Genomic DNA, 14,886 nt, shown 5'->3' on the forward strand with positions numbered 1-14,886 from the left:
TGGATAGGCAATCAAGGCTCTAGAGTATGACAACAGAACAGGAAAAAGTAGGCCTCAACGCCTTGCACGAGCGGCTCCATCGCGTATTGCCGGCGGTGTCCCTGTCTTGCCAGGCTTTGCCGCAAACCCCGGACCTGCGCCTGTGGCTGCTGGACGAGTTGTTTCCGGAGCAGGCGTTGGACCCGGAAATTGTCAATGCGATCATGGAAGAGCCGCCGTACTGGTCGTTCTGCTGGGCGTCCGGGCAGGTGCTGGCGCAGTATCTGCTGGACAATCCCGAGCAGGTAGCCGGGCGCTGTGTGGTGGATGTGGGACCGGGTTCCGGAGTGGTTGCCATTGCTGCGGCCCTGGCTGGGGCACGCAAGGTCATCGCCTGTGATCTGGACGAGGATGCGCTCACCGCCACAGCCATGAACGCCCGGGAAAACGGCGTCGATGTGGTCCTGAGTAATGATCTCGATGTAGCCCTGGCGGACGCTGACCTAGTGACCGCGGCGGATATTCTCTATGACCGTGAAAACCTGTCGTTACTGGCCCGCTTTCAGGCCGCGGGTGCGGTATTGCTGGCAGATTCCCGGGTGCCGGACCTGAATCCGCCGGGCTATCGTCTGCTAGGTGAGTGGGAGTCCTGTACCTGGCCGGATTTGGGGGAATCGCGGGAGTATAACCATGTTCGCCTGTTTGCTTCGGAACCGTAGGCGCTTGTGCTGGTCAGAAAAAAGTGGGTGACGCTCAATTCCCGGTACCAGCCCTGATCGGCCGGGCCTTTCTGGGCGCCAACCCGGTACTGGACTCTTAGCCCATCATCCCTTTTATCGATGATGTTTTCCTTGGAACAGGAGGAACAACCGTTGTTTGAAAAAACGTTGTCTACGCAAAAAAAATCGATCATCCCTCTGGTCTGGACACTGGCGCTTTTGTGCGTCGCCTTTTCCCCAGCCCGTGCGGCGTTGCCGGCGGTAACCGCTGAAGGCGATGCACTGCCCTCATTGGCGCCCATGTTGGAAAAAACCTCGCCGGCGGTGGTGAATATTGCCATCGAAACCCGGGTGCGGGCGGCGCGCAATCCGTTGATGAATGACCCCTTCTTTCGTCGGTTTTTCGACATGCCAGAACGCCAGCAGCCCTCCGAGCGCCGTGCGGCCAGTGCCGGCTCCGGGGTGATTGTGGATGCCGGGGAAGGGTATGTGCTGACCAACGCTCACGTGGTCAAGAACGCCGACAATATTGAAGTCACCCTTACCGATGGCCGCGAATTGTCGGCGGAACTGGTGGGGGTGGATGAAGAAGTGGATCTGGCCGTGCTGAAACTGGAGAACGCAGAGCGCCTCACGCAAATCGCCATTGCGGATTCCACTGGCCTGCGGGTCGGTGACTTTGTGGTCGCCATCGGTAACCCCTTCGGACTTGGTCAGACCGTTACCAGCGGCATAGTCTCCGCACTGGGGCGCACCGGGTTGGGCATTGAAGGGTACGAAAGCTTTATCCAAACCGATGCGTCCATTAACCCGGGTAATTCCGGTGGTGCACTGGTCAATTTGCGCGGTGAGCTCGTCGGTATCAATACGGCGATTCTGGCGCCTGCCGGTGGCAATGTAGGTATTGGGTTTGCCATCCCTACCGAAATGGCCGAGAACGTGATGCAGCAGCTCATCGAACATGGTGAAGTGCGTCGCGGCATGCTCGGCGTCACTATTCAGGACCTGACGGCGGAGTTGGCAGAAGCCTTTGGTGTTGAGCGCCAGCGCGGTGTGGTGATTACCCAGGTCGTAGAAGACAGCGCCGCTGAGAAAGCAGGACTGAAAAGCGGTGATGTGGTCACCGCCGTGGACGGCCGCCCGGTAAATCGCGCGGCGGACCTGCGTAACAAGGTGGGCATGGCGCCGGTGGGTGAGAAGGTCGAGCTGAGTATCCTGCGTGATGGGAAGAAAAAAGATGTCACCGCCGTGATCAGTGAATCATCACGGGAAACCGCTGGCGGTGAAGCTGTTTCCAAATTCCTGGAAGGCGCCAACCTGCGCGACCTGCGCAAAGGCGAGCTGCAACATGCCGACGCCGGTGTGCTGGTCGACGAGGTAGAACGAGGCTCCCCGGCCTGGCGCGCCGGGCTGCGTAATGGTGACGTGATTATCAACGTGAATCGCCAGGACGTGGAAACCATGGAAGAACTGCGCAAGGCGGTGGACGATAAAGAAGCGGCCTTGTTGCTGCGGGTTAACCGCAACGGCGGCGTGTTCTTTGTGGTGGTGCGTTGATCGACTAACCTTGAAACGGGATCAAAAAAGCCGGCATGCATTGCCGGCTTTTTTGTGGGCAATGATTTGGTGGTCACGTAGGTCGGCTTAGGCCAAAGGCCGTAAGCCGACAATCTGTTTTTTTGTGGCAGTTGAATGTCGGATTACGGCCTTTGGCCTAATTCGACCTACTTTCTGTCGTTTTACGTGTCGTTTTCTTCAAATTGCCCATGGCGGCCTGCTCCTTTTGCGAAACGTTCTGCGCCGGCCAGGGCTTCTTCAAACACTACCGGGAATCCCCCGGCGCCTTCGTCACGCAGGGCGGTTTCCTGGTCCTTGTCCCATTGTTGGTAGGCGGATAGCCGGTCTGCACGCAGACAGCGTTGTGGAAAGGCGGCGATTTGCCGGGCCAGGGTGATGGCTTCATCTAGGGCTTTGCCCTCTGGGGCCACGCGATTGGCGAGGCCAATCAGCAGGGCTTCTTCCGCGTTAACTGGGCGACCGGTGAGAATCATGTCCATGGCGCGGCTATGACCGATCAGGCGGGGCAGACGCACGGTGCCGCCATCAATCAGAGGTACACCCCAGCGCCGGCAGAATACGCCGAAGGTGGCGGTGTCTTCCATCACGCGCAGATCGCAGAACAATGCTAATTCGAGTCCTCCCGCCACGGCATAGCCGGATACGGCAGCGATTACCGGTTTGCTTAACAGCATGCGCGACGGCCCCATAGGGCCGGGGCCTGACCCCGTTGCTTCCACCTCATTTCGCAGCGTTGGATCGCCCATGGCCGACAGGTCGGCTCCGGCACAGAAATTACCGCCGGCACCATGGAGGATCGCCACATACAGAGTCGGATCCTGTTCGAAATGGTCGAAGGCAGCACGCAGCGCATCGGCGGTGGGCCGGTCGACGGCGTTGCGTTTTTCCGGGCGGTTCAGGGTGATGATATAAAGGCCATCGCGTTGTTCTGTTAAAACCGGGTCGCTCACAAGGTCACCTTGGTTGTCTGCCACAGGGGAATCATTACAGTAGGGTTCTCTACAGATGGGAACATCTAAGCATAAGACTTGCCGGTATGTCTGCCGGTAGCAGGCGAGGCTGTTGGAGATGGTGATGGCGTATGTGCGTGAGTATGAAGATGAGAGTGTTATCCGAGCAGCTGGATCAGAGCGAGGGTCTGAGGGTGCTGGAGTTTGGCGCCAATTGGTGTGGCTACTGCATTGCCGCACAAAAAGATATTGAAACGGTACTTACGGATCACCCCGATCTTCCACATGAAAAAATAGCGGATGGGCCGGGCAGGCCGCTGGGGCGCAGTTTTCGGGTTAAGTTATGGCCCACGCTGATACGGCTTCGTGATGGCGAGGAAATAAACCGGGTAGTGCGTCCCTCTAATTCTGAGCATGTAAGAAAACTTTTTGCGTAGGCCTTGTGCTGATGAGTCGTGTTTTGATTATTGCGCTACTTCCAGCACTACCTTGCCGACGGATTGACCCGATTGCAGTAGCGCTAATGCCGCATGAGCATCGTCGAAGGCGAAGCGATGGCCCACATGGGGTGGGGGCAGGGCGATGGTCTGTAGTTCGCTGAGCAGGGCCTTCATGCTGGCTTTCTGTTCCCATAACCAAATGAGATTGAAGGCCATCACTGACCGGTTGCTGCTGATCATGTCCATAATGTCATAGCGGGGTCGGCGCAGGTAGCGCCAGGCGGCTTTGAGGTAGTTGGGGCGGTTGCCGGTGGGGGTAAATTCTGCAGCGCCGAAAACCACCAGGCGACCCATGGGGTTCAGCGCGGCAAAGCTGGCTTGCTGGACGGTGCCACCGATGGCGTCGAGCACCAGATCGAAACGGTGGCCGGTTTCGGTGAGTTGACGGGCAAAATCCGGTTGGCGTACCAGCACATTGTCAAAACCCATTCCTTGCAGCATCGCGGCTTTGTCGGAGCTGCCCACCGTTCCAACAGGATTGGCGCCCAGTAGCGTCGTCAGTTTCATGGCCTGCAGGCCGACTCCGCCGGCGGCGCTGTGAATCAGCACACGCTGTTCCGGCTGGATGGCGCCGAGGGTGGTCAGGGCATACCAGGCGGTGAGGGTCTGGGCCGGGAAGGCGGCGCCCTGAGCGAAGCTCCAGTCGTCGGGCAGGGGGATCAGGTAATCCGGTTCGCTATCAATAATGGAGCAGTAACCGCCGAAGCGGGTGACGCCCATAACCCGGTCGCCAACCTGGAAGGGGCTGTCGGTATTGTCGGTGTCAGAGCCTGTGTCGATGACCGTGCCGGCAAATTCCAGCCCGGGAATGAAGGCCCCTTCCGGGGTTGCGGAGTAAAGGCCGGTAAGGGCGAAAATATCTGCAAAGTTTAGCCCTGCGGCATGAACTTTCACACGCAGATGCCCGGTAGGAAGAGGAGGCAGTGGTACGTTTTGTTGAGACAAATTGGCCAGACTGCCTGCTCTGGGGATTTGCCAGACTGTGACGTTGGGCATAGTGGGTTCCGGCCGTGAAAGGGGAGGTCTGTGTTGTCGCTGTGTGGGTCTCACATGGTCACTGCCAAGCGTTATCACTCTTCTCTTTATCCGAAGAAATACATTCCATATGCTGTCAGTCTATTGGCCAAAATGACAACGCTATTGTGAGGGCACACTTTTGAATAATCCTGATATTGGCAAATTAACGCTGCGGTTGACTCTGGGCTTGCTCATGTTGCTGCATGGCATCAGTAAACTGCATTCCGGGGTGGGCTGGATCGCCAGTGAACTGGCCGCGCATAACCTGCCAGGGTTTCTTGCCTATGGCGTGTTTATTGGCGAAATTATTGCGCCGGTGATGGTGCTGCTTGGGTTTCACACTCGGGTTGGCGCTGCGCTGATCGCCGGTAATATGCTGGTGGCACTGGTTTTGGTTCATATGGGGGAACTGTTTTCGCTCAGCAACAACGGTGGCTGGGCATTGGAGCTGCAAGGATTTTTCTTGTTTACGGCGGTGGCTATTTTTTTCCTGGGCGCAGGAAAGTATGCGGTGAAAAACTGATTACTACGCTGGGTGCGTGATGCCCGATGCAAGGCGATAAAAGATAAAAAAGATTCCGACAGGTTCTCTTCGTCAAGCATCGGGCGTTCGGCGCCAGGCCATGAAAGGCGTTAGGCCAGACGATTTTTCTCAGCGATCTGGCCGTTCAGTGTCCAGAAGTCATAGAGAATCCCCAGTCCGAACAGCCCGGCAGTCAGCAGGTATATAATGCCGGTAATCACCTTGCCCATGTAGAAGCGGTGAATGCCGAAAATGCCGAGAAAGGTGAGCAAAATCCAGCCCACGTTATAGTCGATACCGCCGGCCTCGTAGCGAGCGTCAGCGGCTTCATCCATGCCGGGGATCAGGAATAGATCGATAATCCAGCCGATAAAGAACAGCCCCAGAGTAAAAAACCACAGGGTACCGGTGAGCTGGCGGCCATAGTAAAAACGGTGGGCGCCCATGAACCCGAAAATCCACAGTAGGTAACCAATCACTTTGCTGTGTGTGTCCTGATTCTGCATGTGCGACTCCTTGTTGTTAGTAGGGGTTAGAGATCGACCTTGAGGGCGGCGCTGGCAGTGTTTGCCTTTTCGCGTGCCGTTTCAATGCTGTCGGCTTTCGCCAGTGCCACGCCCAGGCGCCGGCTGCCGTTGATATCCGGTTTGCCGAACAGGCGAACCTCGGTATCCATGTCGGTCAGGGCGGCGTCCAGGCCGTGGTAACGCATGGCCCCAGATTGGCCTTGTACCAGTAGTACGGATGAGGCAGAGGGGCCGCGTTGCTCGATGTCTGGAACGGGCAGACCAAGAATGGCGCGGGCATGCAGGGCGAATTCGGAAAGGGTCTGGGAAATCAGTGTCACCAGGCCGGTGTCGTGAGGGCGGGGTGACACTTCGCTGAAGTAGACCTGATCGCCTTTGATAAACAACTCGACCCCGAAGATGCCCAGACCGCCGAGCGCGTCGGTAATCGCCAGCGCGACCTCCCGTGAGCGTTGCAGGGCCGTCTCACTCATGAGCTGAGGCTGCCAGGATTCCTGATAATCCCCATTCTCCTGGCGGTGACCGATGGGTGCGCAATAGCTGGTTTGGATTTCGCTGCCGGCTTTGTGGCGCACGGTCAGCAAGGTGATTTCGTAGTCGAAGTCCACAAAGCCTTCCACGATGACCCGGCCCTGGCCGGCGCGGCCGCCGGACTGCGCGTATTCCCAGGCAGGTAGAACGTCGGCGTCGTTTTTAAGCGTGCTTTGCCCTTTGCCGGACGAACTCATTACCGGCTTCACCACGCAGGGAAAGCCAATTTCGGCCACGGCCTGTTGATAGTCCGCCTCGTTATCGGCAAAGCGATAGGGGGAGGTGGGCAGTGACAGCTCTTCGGCGGCCAGGCAGCGGATGCCTTCGCGGTTCATTGTTAGCTTGGCGGCGCGGGCGGTGGGGACTACCGTGTAGCCTTCCGCTTCCAGCTTGACCAGTTCGTCTGTGGCAATCGCCTCGATTTCCGGGACGATCAACGCCGGTTTTTCCCGCTCGACCAGAGCGCGCAGGGCGTTTCCATCGAGCATGTTGATGACATGGCTGTGCTGTGCCACCTGCATGGCGGGGGCATGGGCATAGCGGTCCACGGCGATGACTTCGCAGCCATAGCGGATCAATTCCAGGGCCACTTCGCGGCCCAGCTCGCCGGAGCCCAGCAGCATGACGCGGGTCGCGTTGTCGGTGAAAGGGGTGCCAATGACAGTCATAACAGCTCTCAATATGTTCGGTGCCCTGATTGTAATGAAAAGCAGAGCCTACGCCAGCGGCCACGTTCTGTGCCGGTAGCGCTTTGCGGTACACTTTGCCACTGTAGTGCCCTGTGACCGTGTCGGGGGGTTGGGCAGGATAAGGAAGGAGAGCAGGTGGACGATCAGTACTGGATGCAACAGGCGTTGTTGTTGGCTCGTCAGGCGGCGGAGAAAGGCGAAGTGCCGGTGGGCGCGCTGATTGTCCGGGATGATCAGTTGCTTGGCGAGGGGTACAACCAGCCGATTATTGCCAATGATCCCAGTGCCCATGCCGAAATAGTGGCCATACGCAGTGCTGCGCAAGCTGAGAATAACTATCGGCTTAGCGGCAGTACGCTGTATGTCACCCTTGAGCCCTGCACCATGTGTTTTGGTGCAATGGTTCATGCCCGTATTGGTCGCCTTGTTTATGGCGCCAGTGAGCCACGTGCGGGGGTGTGCGAAAGTCAGTTACAACTGCCGGCGGTGGATTTCTACAATCATCGGATGGACGTGGAGGGGGGCGTGCTGGCAGATGAGAGCGCGCTACTGCTCAAAGGCTTTTTCGCCGAACGACGAAAAAAATCGTGATGAGTGCTGTTGGGTAAGCAGGCCTTTCGCGATGCAAGCCTCGCTTCCTGCTAACTCCGTACTAGGCACGTGCCACAGGGTGGTCTGATCTGGCCAGGCTTGTAGTGTGCTGCGTGCCTGTGTGAACCGTGTTGCGGTCGCAGCGCGGCACAAAAAAAGGGGCCGGTAAAAACCGGCCCCCTTTTTTAGTCAGCGTGATTCCTTACTGGAATTGCGCTTCCTTGGTGGTGGCTTTCATGATGGTTTCAACGCGACGGTTCTCGGCGCGACCTTCGCTGGTCTTGTTGTCAGCGATGGGCTTCTCTTCGCCGTAACCGACGGTGCTAATGCGGTCACCGCTTACGTTGAAGTGATCAACAAGGACTGTCTTCACAGCGTCTGCACGCTGCTGGGAAAGTTTCTTGTTGTAAGCCGCAGAACCGGTGCTGTCAGTGTGACCTTCCAGTACCAAGTTGGCAGACGGGTACTGGCGCATGCCTTCAGCCAGGTTTTCCAGAGACGGGTAAGAGGTCTGACGGACTTCGGCTTTATCGTGACCGAATTCAACGTACAGGGTCTCTTTTACGTCTTTGTCCAGGTACTGCTGACAACCTTTGTCGTCAACCAGTGCACCGGCCGGAGTGTTGGGGCACTCGTCCATGCTGTTGACGATGCTGTCGTTATCGTCGTCCAGTTCACAGCCGGTTGCATCAACCTGGGCACCTGCCGGGGTGTTGGCGCACTGATCGCGCTCATCCGGTACACCGTCGCCATCGCTGTCGGTAACCACGTTTTCAACCGGTGCTGGCTCTTCTTTCTCGCTGGAACCGCCAATCAGGAAGTTCAGGCCGGCATAGACTTCTGCATCCCAACGTTCGGTCCGGAAGCTGTAGTAAGGGCGTGCGCCCACGTCCAGCATGAAGTTGGAGTGCAGCATGGTTTGAAAACCTGCCTCCATGGTACCGATGGTTTCCTTGAAATCGTTGGAGCTGTTGCTGTTCGGCTCGGTGCGGAACTCACCGGCACCGATACCCACGTAGGGTTCGAATGCGGAGTTGCCGGCAAAGTGCTTACGCAGGCTACCGTGAGCAATGTTGATGTCTGCGTCGCCGAACATGTTGGTGTTGGAGTTGTTACGCTCCCACCAACCCTGAACAGACCAGTCGCGGTTAAAACGGTAACCCATTTGGGCGCCGGGAAGGGTCACTTCGTTTTCGCTGGTATTTTGGTCAATGTGGTCGCCCACATCCAGCCAGTTTTCACTGATGTGGCCGCCGAAGTAGAAATACTGTTCGGGGATGTCGTCAGCAATGACAGTGGTGGTCGCGGTGACCGATGCGCAAGCAATGCTCGCCGCTAAAAAGCGTTTAGCGTTCATAAGCTCCTTCCTTGTCTTATTCAGTAGGCAGATCAAACACTGAGCCAGTGTTGGCTAGCCTGTCTCCCATGTAAATCCTCACTACTGAGATTAATAAAAAAATTTACAAATATGGAATTTATTTGGTAGCGGGAAGACTCTTTTTTGTAATGTTGTAGTAGGAAAGTATTAAGAAGGGTGTTTCGTTGTGAGCCCTTACTACTAGGGCGAGAGGGGGAGAGCTTTTTCGCGGCCTTCGTTGCGGTTTTGGTAGAGCGCATAGTCCGCTTCATTGAGTAGCGGGTTGAGACTGCGACCACTGTTTTCCGTGCTGGCGACACCGATACGGGCCGATACGGTGGCGGTTGCGCCAGGCTCTGCTTCGGTCCTTGAACTGGATATCTTTAGGTTGCCGGCCAAAGCTTTCAGGCCTTCGCCCATGCGGGCGGCATCATCAAAATTGGTATGGGGAAGTACCAACAGAAACTGGGCACCATCGAAACGTCCAAAAAGATCACTTTCCCGGATTTTTTCCCGAATACAGTCGGCGAACAGTCGAAGAGCTTTCTCGCCGGTATGGCGGCCGTGTTGATCCAGTAGTTGGGTGAAATCCGCTATTTCGATGAGCAGGATGGAAACGGTGTAGTTGTGCCGTTGGCTCAGTGCCAGTTCCCGTTCCAGCATGCCCAGCAGGTGCGGGCGGTTGAACAGGCCAGTGAGGTGGTCCTCACGGGCCAGCTGTTGCAGCTGGTGGTTGTATCGGTTCAGGGCGATCAGCCGGCAGCTGAGCAAGTAGAGCGGTGGGGCAACCAGTAACAGGGGAAGAGCGGCAGCCAGCACCAGCGGCGATAGCCAATCACGCTCGCCCACCAGCATGATGCCAATGCTGGTGAGAATCAGGGAAACCAGAATCGCACTCAGGGTAATAACGGCGGTGCCTTTCAAGGCGGAACGGCGGTCGCTACGACTGACCAGTCTGGCGGACGTCGCTACCACTTGGAAAAGCTTGGCCATGCTCGGTAATCCCCAATTAACGTGCTGATTATTAGGGTTCTCAGTATCACGTTTGCGTGCATGCCGTGCAATAGTGGGTCCGGGATGTCACTGATCCAGCAGATTCTCTTTCAATGAGCGTGAATAGGGCGTTTCACCAAACCAAATGCGTAAATAGTAGCGGGCAAAGGTGGCGCCAGTTTCGTTGGCAAGGGGCTGATCATTGAGGGCGAGCGTCAGGCCGTCTGCGCGGTAGGTCAGGGTGTAGGCGTCGCCATCACTGATGTCCTGGTAATGGCTGTTGAATTGCCTGAAACGGGCCTGGTACTGGTCGAATTCGGTTGGTTCGAGGTTTTTTTCCAAAAAATTTAACGCCGCTTTGGCAAAGGCATCGCCGGGTACATCGCGAAAATAGCGAAAGGTCAGCCGCAGCGGTGGAGTCTGTATGTCGTTGGTCTGGCAATCGTGTCGGGACAGGGTGGCTTCGCCCACAGTGATGAAGCGCAAGGCTTTTACGTCGCTGCGGGTGCAAACCTGCCAAGACGGATCGCTGTCGCTGGCGTAACCGGGTGGAGTGATTGCCGCTGTGGCCAGTAGCAGCGCGGTCGTGATTATTCGTGCTCTCTTAGCCATCGTGTCATCGGTCCTATTACGGGCAGGTGCTGGTCCACGCCTTGGCTGCTGTCCCAAAAGTCCTGCTGGAAGGTGACTTGCCCCTGGTCATTGAAGCGCAGCTGGCTGATGCCAATGGTGCGAGACAAGCGCTCGCTTCCGAGCAGGCTGAAGCGTGCTTCCATGACCCAGCGCAGATACACATCGCTACCGTCTTTGATGATGTGGTTGACGGTCAGAGACATGCTGTTCAGCCCTTCGGCAGTGGCCTGTAAATGGGCGGCCAGCTCGTCGCGCTGGGTCAGCGTGACCAGGGTGTCGTTGAAATACAGGGGATCGGCATAAATGGTATTGATCTGTGCCGGGATGGTGCTGGCATCAAGAGGGTTGAAGAACGCAATAAAGCGATCGAGTGTTGCCGAATCAACCGGCTGCCCGGTGGGGGCAGACGTGAGCGCCTGTTGATACCGGTCGGTATACCCATAAGGACCTTTTGGTGCACTGCTGCATGCGGTTAACAGCAACAGCAGCAGTGAAAACGATAACGTCTTAAAAGCATTCATGGTGTAACTCTGACCGGTGCGTGGTGAATCGGTTGTGAAGCTGTGTTCGTCGGTGTCCGGCTTGGGAGCAGGGAGCTTGCGTCAGGCTTTGCGCCACGATTCACAGCGCTTTGACGAGGCATGCCGCAATGTGAAGCCATGAATATTCATGCACGCGCCGTCATCGTTAATTTTTTTGCGTTCCAGTTGCTCTGGGCGGCCGCCGTGGTGGGGGCGTCGCAGGGGGCAGGATTGCTGGCATGGGGCGTGTTGGCCGTCATGGTTATGGCGCAAGTCGCGCTGACCCGCCAGTGGCGCCAGGACCTGCTTTTGATGGCCAGTGGCGGCATATTATGTGTGTTAATGGAACCGTTATGGCTGTTGCCGGACGTATTGCAGTACCGCCATTGGGAGCCGCACTGGTGGGCGCCGCATTGGGTATGGGCCTTGTGGCTTGGCTTTGCGGTGAGTTTTCGCTATAGCCTGAACTGGTTGTGTGGCCGGCCAGTGCTGGCAGCTTTATTGGGTGCCGTGGGCGGCGTGTTTTCCGTGACCATGGGCATTCGTCTTGGCGCAGCAACCGCGCCGCAAGGCTGGCTGCTGCTGGCGATGGTTTACGGTATCAGTTGGGCCATAGCGGTACCGTTACTGGCGCAGGTCGCGACGATGACAAAACAGGAAACCGAACATGCCTGATATCCATTATTTGCTGCTGATCGCCTTGCTGCTTGTTGCCACTGTGCTTTGGCTACAGCAACGCCAAACCCGCAACGCCGGGTGGGTGGATGTGTTTTGGGCCTGGTCGGTGGGTATTGTGGGGATGAGTTTTCTGGTGACAGGAAACGGCGCCTTGGTTCCTCGTGTGGCGGCAGGCGTGCTGTTGCTGTTGTGGTCGTTGCGGCTGGGTAGTCATATTTTTCAGCGGGTTAGCCAGGAAACGTCGGAGGACGGCCGCTATGCGGCCATGCGCGAGGCGCTGGGCAGCAAAGCGCAGCCTGTGTTCCTGGTCTTTTTCTGGGGCCAGGGGTTGCTGGCCTGGGGCTTTGCGCTCACGTTTTGGGTTGTGGGTGAGCAGGATCTGTTCACTCCTCCCTTTGTGTTGCTGGGCGTGGCTATTGGATTGTTGGCCATTGCCGGGGAAGCGCTGGCAGACAAACAGTTGTCCGACTTCAAAAAGCGCCCGGACAGCAAGGGCAAAACCTGCCGCGAAGGGTTCTGGCGCTACAGCCGCCATCCCAACTATTTTTGCGAGTGGCTGCACTGGGTCAGTTACCCGGTAATCGCCATCGGCGCCCCGTACGCAGGGTGGTTGTGGGTATTGCCGTTGGCCATGTTCGTGTTCCTGTGGTTCGTCACGGGCATCCCTTACACCGAAAAGCAGGCGCTCAAATCCCGCGGCGATGACTACCGTGATTATCAGCGCACAACCAGTGCGTTCTTTCCCTGGAGACCCAAATCATGATGATTCAAATGGCGGAATCCGGGCTGTTGCCCGATGGACTGGTGCGTTTTGGCATTCGCCGCCTGCTGGGGCAGCGTCTGGAACAGGAAAAACAACGCAGCAATCGTCAGACCTTTGAAGAGGCTCTGCGGCAAGGGCCTGTGGCCGTGGGCCAGGACGAGGCCAATGAACAGCATTACGAGGTGGATGCCCGCTTCTACGAGCAGGTGCTGGGCCCGTATCTAAAATATTCCAGCGGTTACTGGCCGAATGCGTCGAGCACCTTGGAAAACGCAGAACGGGCCATGTTGGCGATGACCTGTGAGCGGGCAGAACTGGAAGATGGGCAAGACGTACTGGAGATGGGCTGTGGCTGGGGTTCGCTGACGCTGTGGATGGCGCAGCAGTATCCCAACAGTCGCATTACCGCGATTTCCAATTCGTCGTCCCAGCGTGCCTTTATTCTCGGGCGTGCCGCAGAGCGGGGCCTGGACAACGTGGATGTGATCACCGCCGATGCCTCGGTGTATCAGCCACAGAAACCCTATGATCGGGTAGTGTCGGTGGAAATGTTTGAACATATGCGTAATCACAAAACATTGATGTCGCGTATCCATGACTGGCTGAAACCGGGCGGAAAACTTTTTATTCATGTGTTCTGTCACCGGGATCTGACCTACCTGTTCGAAACGGAGGGCAGCAAGGACTGGATGGCCAAATACTTCTTTACCGGTGGCATGATGCCGGCCTATGACTGGCTGCCTCACTGTGCCGGTGATCTTCATGAGGAGCAGCGCTGGGCTGTGAACGGCACCCACTACGCTCGCACTCTTGAGGCCTGGCTGGTGCTGGCTGATGAGAAGCAGGCCACGCTGACCCAGCTGCTGGATGACCTTTATGGCAAAGGGCAGGGGAAGGTATGGCTGCAACGCTGGCGCATGTTTTTCATGGCGTGCGCGGAGCTGTTTAACTATGGTGGGGGCGAAGAGTGGTTCGTTGCGCACTACCGCTTCGCCAAGCCCAAGGCGAACTGATCGTTGTTCGCACGGACGACCATGAATAGCCATAAAACGAGCAAGGCATGAAAAAGACCGGCGTTCAGCATCGTCTTACCCGTGTTTATCTGGTTCAGCTACTGTTGATCAGTCTGGCGACAGTGCTGGGCGTGTGGGCGACGGCAAATATCATCGAGCATGTGCTGGTCAAACAGGCACTGATAAAGGAAGCCGACCATTATTGGTCGCTTGTGGAAGAAAATCCGACCCAGCCGCGCCCCAATACCCGCCATCTGCTTGGCCTGTTGAGTAGTGATGCCGTGCAGGATTCGATTCCCGGGATGTTGGCGGATTTGCCCGATGGCTATCAGCGTGTGGATCTGGCCGGTGAACGGCCTATTGTTTATATCGAACACCGTGACGGCGCCCGGCTTTATCTGATTTTTGATGAAAAACGGGTGTCGGTGCTGGCGTTTCTGTTCGGCATTCTGCCGTTAACCGGGGTGTTGTTGGTGATCTATATCACCTCGTTTCTGGGTTGGAAAAAATCCCGCGATTTACTTTCACCTCTGGTACAGCTTTCCGATGCTCTGCGGCATACACCGGTTAACGACCCCAGTGTGGCGCGCCCGGATCTTAGTGATATTGCGACGGATTCTGGCAGTGAAGTGGCGGTATTGGTGGCGGCACTGGATGGCTATGCCGATCGGCTGGTGTCCTTCGTGGAACGTGAGCGTCAATTTACTCGTGATGCCAGCCATGAATTACGCACGCCACTGGCGGTGTTCCGCGCTAATCTGGAATTGCTGGTGACCCAGGTGGGCGATCGCCCGCTGATTCGGCGTATGGATGACACCGTCGATGATATGGAAGCGACCCTGGAAACTTTGCTGATGCTGGCGCGCACGGAGCAACACAGCCAGCAGAGTGAAGATGTGATCGTTAATGACCTGGCGGTGAACCTGATTGAGCGCCTGAACCCCCTGGCGGAGCGTAAGCAAATTCGTTTGCAGGTCAGGCAGACGGCCTTGCTGAGTGTGAACTGTCCGGAGGCGGCGCTCACCATCGTGCTGACCAATCTAGTCCGTAATGCTATCAACTATAGTGGTTCCGGCGATGTCACCATCGTGGTGATGGACAAGGCGGTGCAGGTGGTGGACTACGGCGCAGGCATGGATGCGGATGAGCTGGCCAGGGTGCTACAACCGTTTGAGCGGGGCGGCAGCCTGGAAGGTGGACATGGGCTGGGGTTGGCCATTGTACAGCGCCTGTGCGAACGCTATGACTGGGAGTTGATGGTCGCCAGCGAACCGGGCAAGGGAACGGAAGTTCGGGTGCAATTTAGCTGATTTTCTGAAAACGC

17 protein-coding genes are annotated in these 14,886 nt (G+C 57.0%); 9 read left to right on the plus strand and 8 right to left on the minus strand.

Annotated features, from left to right (window positions below; all coding sequences use genetic code 11):
- The first annotated feature begins 26 nt into the window (after window positions 1-26).
- Together ABNH18_RS01830 and ABNH18_RS01835 are read left to right on the plus strand one after the other, a co-directional pair.
- A complete protein-coding gene (locus ABNH18_RS01830) occupies window positions 27-698 on the plus strand; it encodes a class I SAM-dependent methyltransferase (RefSeq protein ID WP_349381176.1) in 672 nt (223 codons plus the stop codon).
- 123 nt (window positions 699-821) lie between these two features.
- A complete protein-coding gene (locus ABNH18_RS01835; RefSeq protein ID WP_349381342.1) occupies window positions 822-2,255 on the plus strand; it encodes a DegQ family serine endoprotease in 1,434 nt (477 codons plus the stop codon).
- A gap of 182 nt (window positions 2,256-2,437) precedes the next feature.
- Here ABNH18_RS01835 and ABNH18_RS01840 read toward each other — a convergent pair whose 3' ends face one another.
- Window positions 2,438-3,226, minus strand: coding sequence for a crotonase/enoyl-CoA hydratase family protein (locus tag ABNH18_RS01840; protein ID WP_349381177.1), 789 nt, complete (start codon window positions 3,224-3,226; stop codon window positions 2,438-2,440).
- 143 nt (window positions 3,227-3,369) lie between these two features.
- Between ABNH18_RS01840 and ABNH18_RS01845 the strand changes: the two genes are divergently transcribed.
- On the plus strand, window positions 3,370-3,663 hold the full coding sequence (locus ABNH18_RS01845) for a thioredoxin family protein (protein ID WP_349381343.1): 294 nt from the start codon (window positions 3,370-3,372) through the stop codon (window positions 3,661-3,663).
- A 27-nt stretch (window positions 3,664-3,690) separates the two neighbouring features.
- Here the strand turns inward: ABNH18_RS01845 and ABNH18_RS01850 are convergent, their stop codons facing one another.
- The gene (locus ABNH18_RS01850; protein ID WP_349381178.1) at window positions 3,691-4,722 is read right to left on the minus strand and encodes a synaptic vesicle VAT-1 family membrane protein; all 1,032 of its coding nucleotides are present in this window, start codon (window positions 4,720-4,722) and stop codon (window positions 3,691-3,693) included.
- Window positions 4,723-4,882: 160 nt separating this feature from the next.
- On the opposite strand from ABNH18_RS01850, the gene ABNH18_RS01855 reads away from it, so the two are divergent.
- Window positions 4,883-5,266 carry a DoxX family protein gene (locus ABNH18_RS01855; protein ID WP_349381179.1) on the plus strand — a complete coding sequence of 128 codons (384 nt, stop codon included), beginning with the start codon at window positions 4,883-4,885 and terminating at the stop codon, window positions 5,264-5,266.
- 110 nt (window positions 5,267-5,376) lie between these two features.
- Here ABNH18_RS01855 and ABNH18_RS01860 read toward each other — a convergent pair whose 3' ends face one another.
- The gene (locus ABNH18_RS01860; protein WP_349381180.1) at window positions 5,377-5,772 is read right to left on the minus strand and encodes an NINE protein; all 396 of its coding nucleotides are present in this window, start codon (window positions 5,770-5,772) and stop codon (window positions 5,377-5,379) included.
- A 26-nt stretch (window positions 5,773-5,798) separates the two neighbouring features.
- Window positions 5,799-6,992 carry a formate-dependent phosphoribosylglycinamide formyltransferase gene (purT, locus tag ABNH18_RS01865; RefSeq protein WP_349381181.1) on the minus strand — a complete coding sequence of 398 codons (1,194 nt, stop codon included), beginning with the start codon at window positions 6,990-6,992 and terminating at the stop codon, window positions 5,799-5,801.
- 156 nt (window positions 6,993-7,148) lie between these two features.
- Between purT and tadA the strand changes: the two genes are divergently transcribed.
- Complete coding sequence (tadA, locus tag ABNH18_RS01870; RefSeq protein ID WP_349381182.1) at window positions 7,149-7,604, plus strand: tRNA adenosine(34) deaminase TadA; 456 nt, start codon at window positions 7,149-7,151, stop codon at window positions 7,602-7,604.
- Between the two features lie 202 nt (window positions 7,605-7,806).
- On the opposite strand, the gene ABNH18_RS01875 is transcribed toward tadA, so the two are convergent.
- The 4 genes from ABNH18_RS01875 to ABNH18_RS01890 form a co-directional block, all read right to left on the minus strand.
- Entirely contained in the window at window positions 7,807-8,961 is a 1,155-nt protein-coding gene (locus ABNH18_RS01875) for an OmpA family protein (protein ID WP_349381183.1), read from the minus strand.
- A 201-nt stretch (window positions 8,962-9,162) separates the two neighbouring features.
- A complete protein-coding gene (locus ABNH18_RS01880) occupies window positions 9,163-9,954 on the minus strand; it encodes a GGDEF domain-containing protein (protein ID WP_349381184.1) in 792 nt (263 codons plus the stop codon).
- A gap of 87 nt (window positions 9,955-10,041) precedes the next feature.
- Window positions 10,042-10,566 carry a chalcone isomerase family protein gene (locus tag ABNH18_RS01885; protein ID WP_349381185.1) on the minus strand — a complete coding sequence of 175 codons (525 nt, stop codon included), beginning with the start codon at window positions 10,564-10,566 and terminating at the stop codon, window positions 10,042-10,044.
- Window positions 10,545-11,108, minus strand: coding sequence for a nuclear transport factor 2 family protein (locus tag ABNH18_RS01890; RefSeq protein ID WP_349381186.1), 564 nt, complete (start codon window positions 11,106-11,108; stop codon window positions 10,545-10,547). The genes ABNH18_RS01885 and ABNH18_RS01890 overlap by 22 nt, the downstream gene beginning before the upstream one ends.
- A gap of 138 nt (window positions 11,109-11,246) precedes the next feature.
- On the opposite strand from ABNH18_RS01890, the gene ABNH18_RS01895 reads away from it, so the two are divergent.
- The 4 genes from ABNH18_RS01895 to ABNH18_RS01910 are packed head-to-tail and all read left to right on the plus strand — an operon-like array spanning window position 11,247 to window position 14,872.
- On the plus strand, window positions 11,247-11,783 hold the full coding sequence (locus ABNH18_RS01895) for a DUF2878 domain-containing protein (protein WP_349381187.1): 537 nt from the start codon (window positions 11,247-11,249) through the stop codon (window positions 11,781-11,783).
- Window positions 11,776-12,549: a DUF1295 domain-containing protein gene (locus ABNH18_RS01900; RefSeq protein WP_349381188.1), complete on the plus strand. Its 774-nt coding sequence runs from the start codon at window positions 11,776-11,778 to the stop codon at window positions 12,547-12,549. The genes ABNH18_RS01895 and ABNH18_RS01900 overlap by 8 nt, the downstream gene beginning before the upstream one ends.
- The gene (locus ABNH18_RS01905) at window positions 12,546-13,562 is read left to right on the plus strand and encodes an SAM-dependent methyltransferase (protein WP_349381189.1); all 1,017 of its coding nucleotides are present in this window, start codon (window positions 12,546-12,548) and stop codon (window positions 13,560-13,562) included. Before ABNH18_RS01900 ends, ABNH18_RS01905 begins: the two co-directional genes overlap by 4 nt.
- 47 nt (window positions 13,563-13,609) lie before the next feature.
- On the plus strand, window positions 13,610-14,872 hold the full coding sequence (locus tag ABNH18_RS01910) for a sensor histidine kinase (RefSeq protein ID WP_349381190.1): 1,263 nt from the start codon (window positions 13,610-13,612) through the stop codon (window positions 14,870-14,872).
- The last annotated feature ends 14 nt before the right edge of the window (window positions 14,873-14,886 follow it).

Source organism: Alcanivorax sp. (genome assembly GCF_040118815.1).
Classification (GTDB): Bacteria; Pseudomonadota; Gammaproteobacteria; order Pseudomonadales; family Alcanivoracaceae; genus Alcanivorax.

What these genes read in the sequence shown, in the direction of transcription:
- ABNH18_RS01875 (WP_349381183.1), bottom strand. Translation starts at nt 8,961, where the DNA reads ATGAACGCTAAACGCTTTTTAGCGGCGAGCATTGCTTGCGCATCGGTC.
- ABNH18_RS01835 (WP_349381342.1), top strand. Translation starts at nt 822, where the DNA reads ATGTTTTCCTTGGAACAGGAGGAACAACCGTTGTTTGAAAAAACGTTG.
- ABNH18_RS01845 (WP_349381343.1), top strand. Translation starts at nt 3,370, where the DNA reads ATGAAGATGAGAGTGTTATCCGAGCAGCTGGATCAGAGCGAGGGTCTG.
- ABNH18_RS01850 (WP_349381178.1), bottom strand. Translation starts at nt 4,722, where the DNA reads ATGCCCAACGTCACAGTCTGGCAAATCCCCAGAGCAGGCAGTCTGGCC.
- purT (WP_349381181.1), bottom strand. Translation starts at nt 6,992, where the DNA reads ATGACTGTCATTGGCACCCCTTTCACCGACAACGCGACCCGCGTCATG.
- ABNH18_RS01885 (WP_349381185.1), bottom strand. Translation starts at nt 10,566, where the DNA reads ATGGCTAAGAGAGCACGAATAATCACGACCGCGCTGCTACTGGCCACA.
- ABNH18_RS01905 (WP_349381189.1), top strand. Translation starts at nt 12,546, where the DNA reads ATGATGATTCAAATGGCGGAATCCGGGCTGTTGCCCGATGGACTGGTG.
- ABNH18_RS01880 (WP_349381184.1), bottom strand. Translation starts at nt 9,954, where the DNA reads ATGGCCAAGCTTTTCCAAGTGGTAGCGACGTCCGCCAGACTGGTCAGT.
- ABNH18_RS01830 (WP_349381176.1), top strand. Translation starts at nt 27, where the DNA reads ATGACAACAGAACAGGAAAAAGTAGGCCTCAACGCCTTGCACGAGCGG.
- ABNH18_RS01890 (WP_349381186.1), bottom strand. Translation starts at nt 11,108, where the DNA reads ATGAATGCTTTTAAGACGTTATCGTTTTCACTGCTGCTGTTGCTGTTA.
- ABNH18_RS01900 (WP_349381188.1), top strand. Translation starts at nt 11,776, where the DNA reads ATGCCTGATATCCATTATTTGCTGCTGATCGCCTTGCTGCTTGTTGCC.
- ABNH18_RS01895 (WP_349381187.1), top strand. Translation starts at nt 11,247, where the DNA reads ATGAATATTCATGCACGCGCCGTCATCGTTAATTTTTTTGCGTTCCAG.
- ABNH18_RS01860 (WP_349381180.1), bottom strand. Translation starts at nt 5,772, where the DNA reads ATGCAGAATCAGGACACACACAGCAAAGTGATTGGTTACCTACTGTGG.
- ABNH18_RS01910 (WP_349381190.1), top strand. Translation starts at nt 13,610, where the DNA reads ATGAAAAAGACCGGCGTTCAGCATCGTCTTACCCGTGTTTATCTGGTT.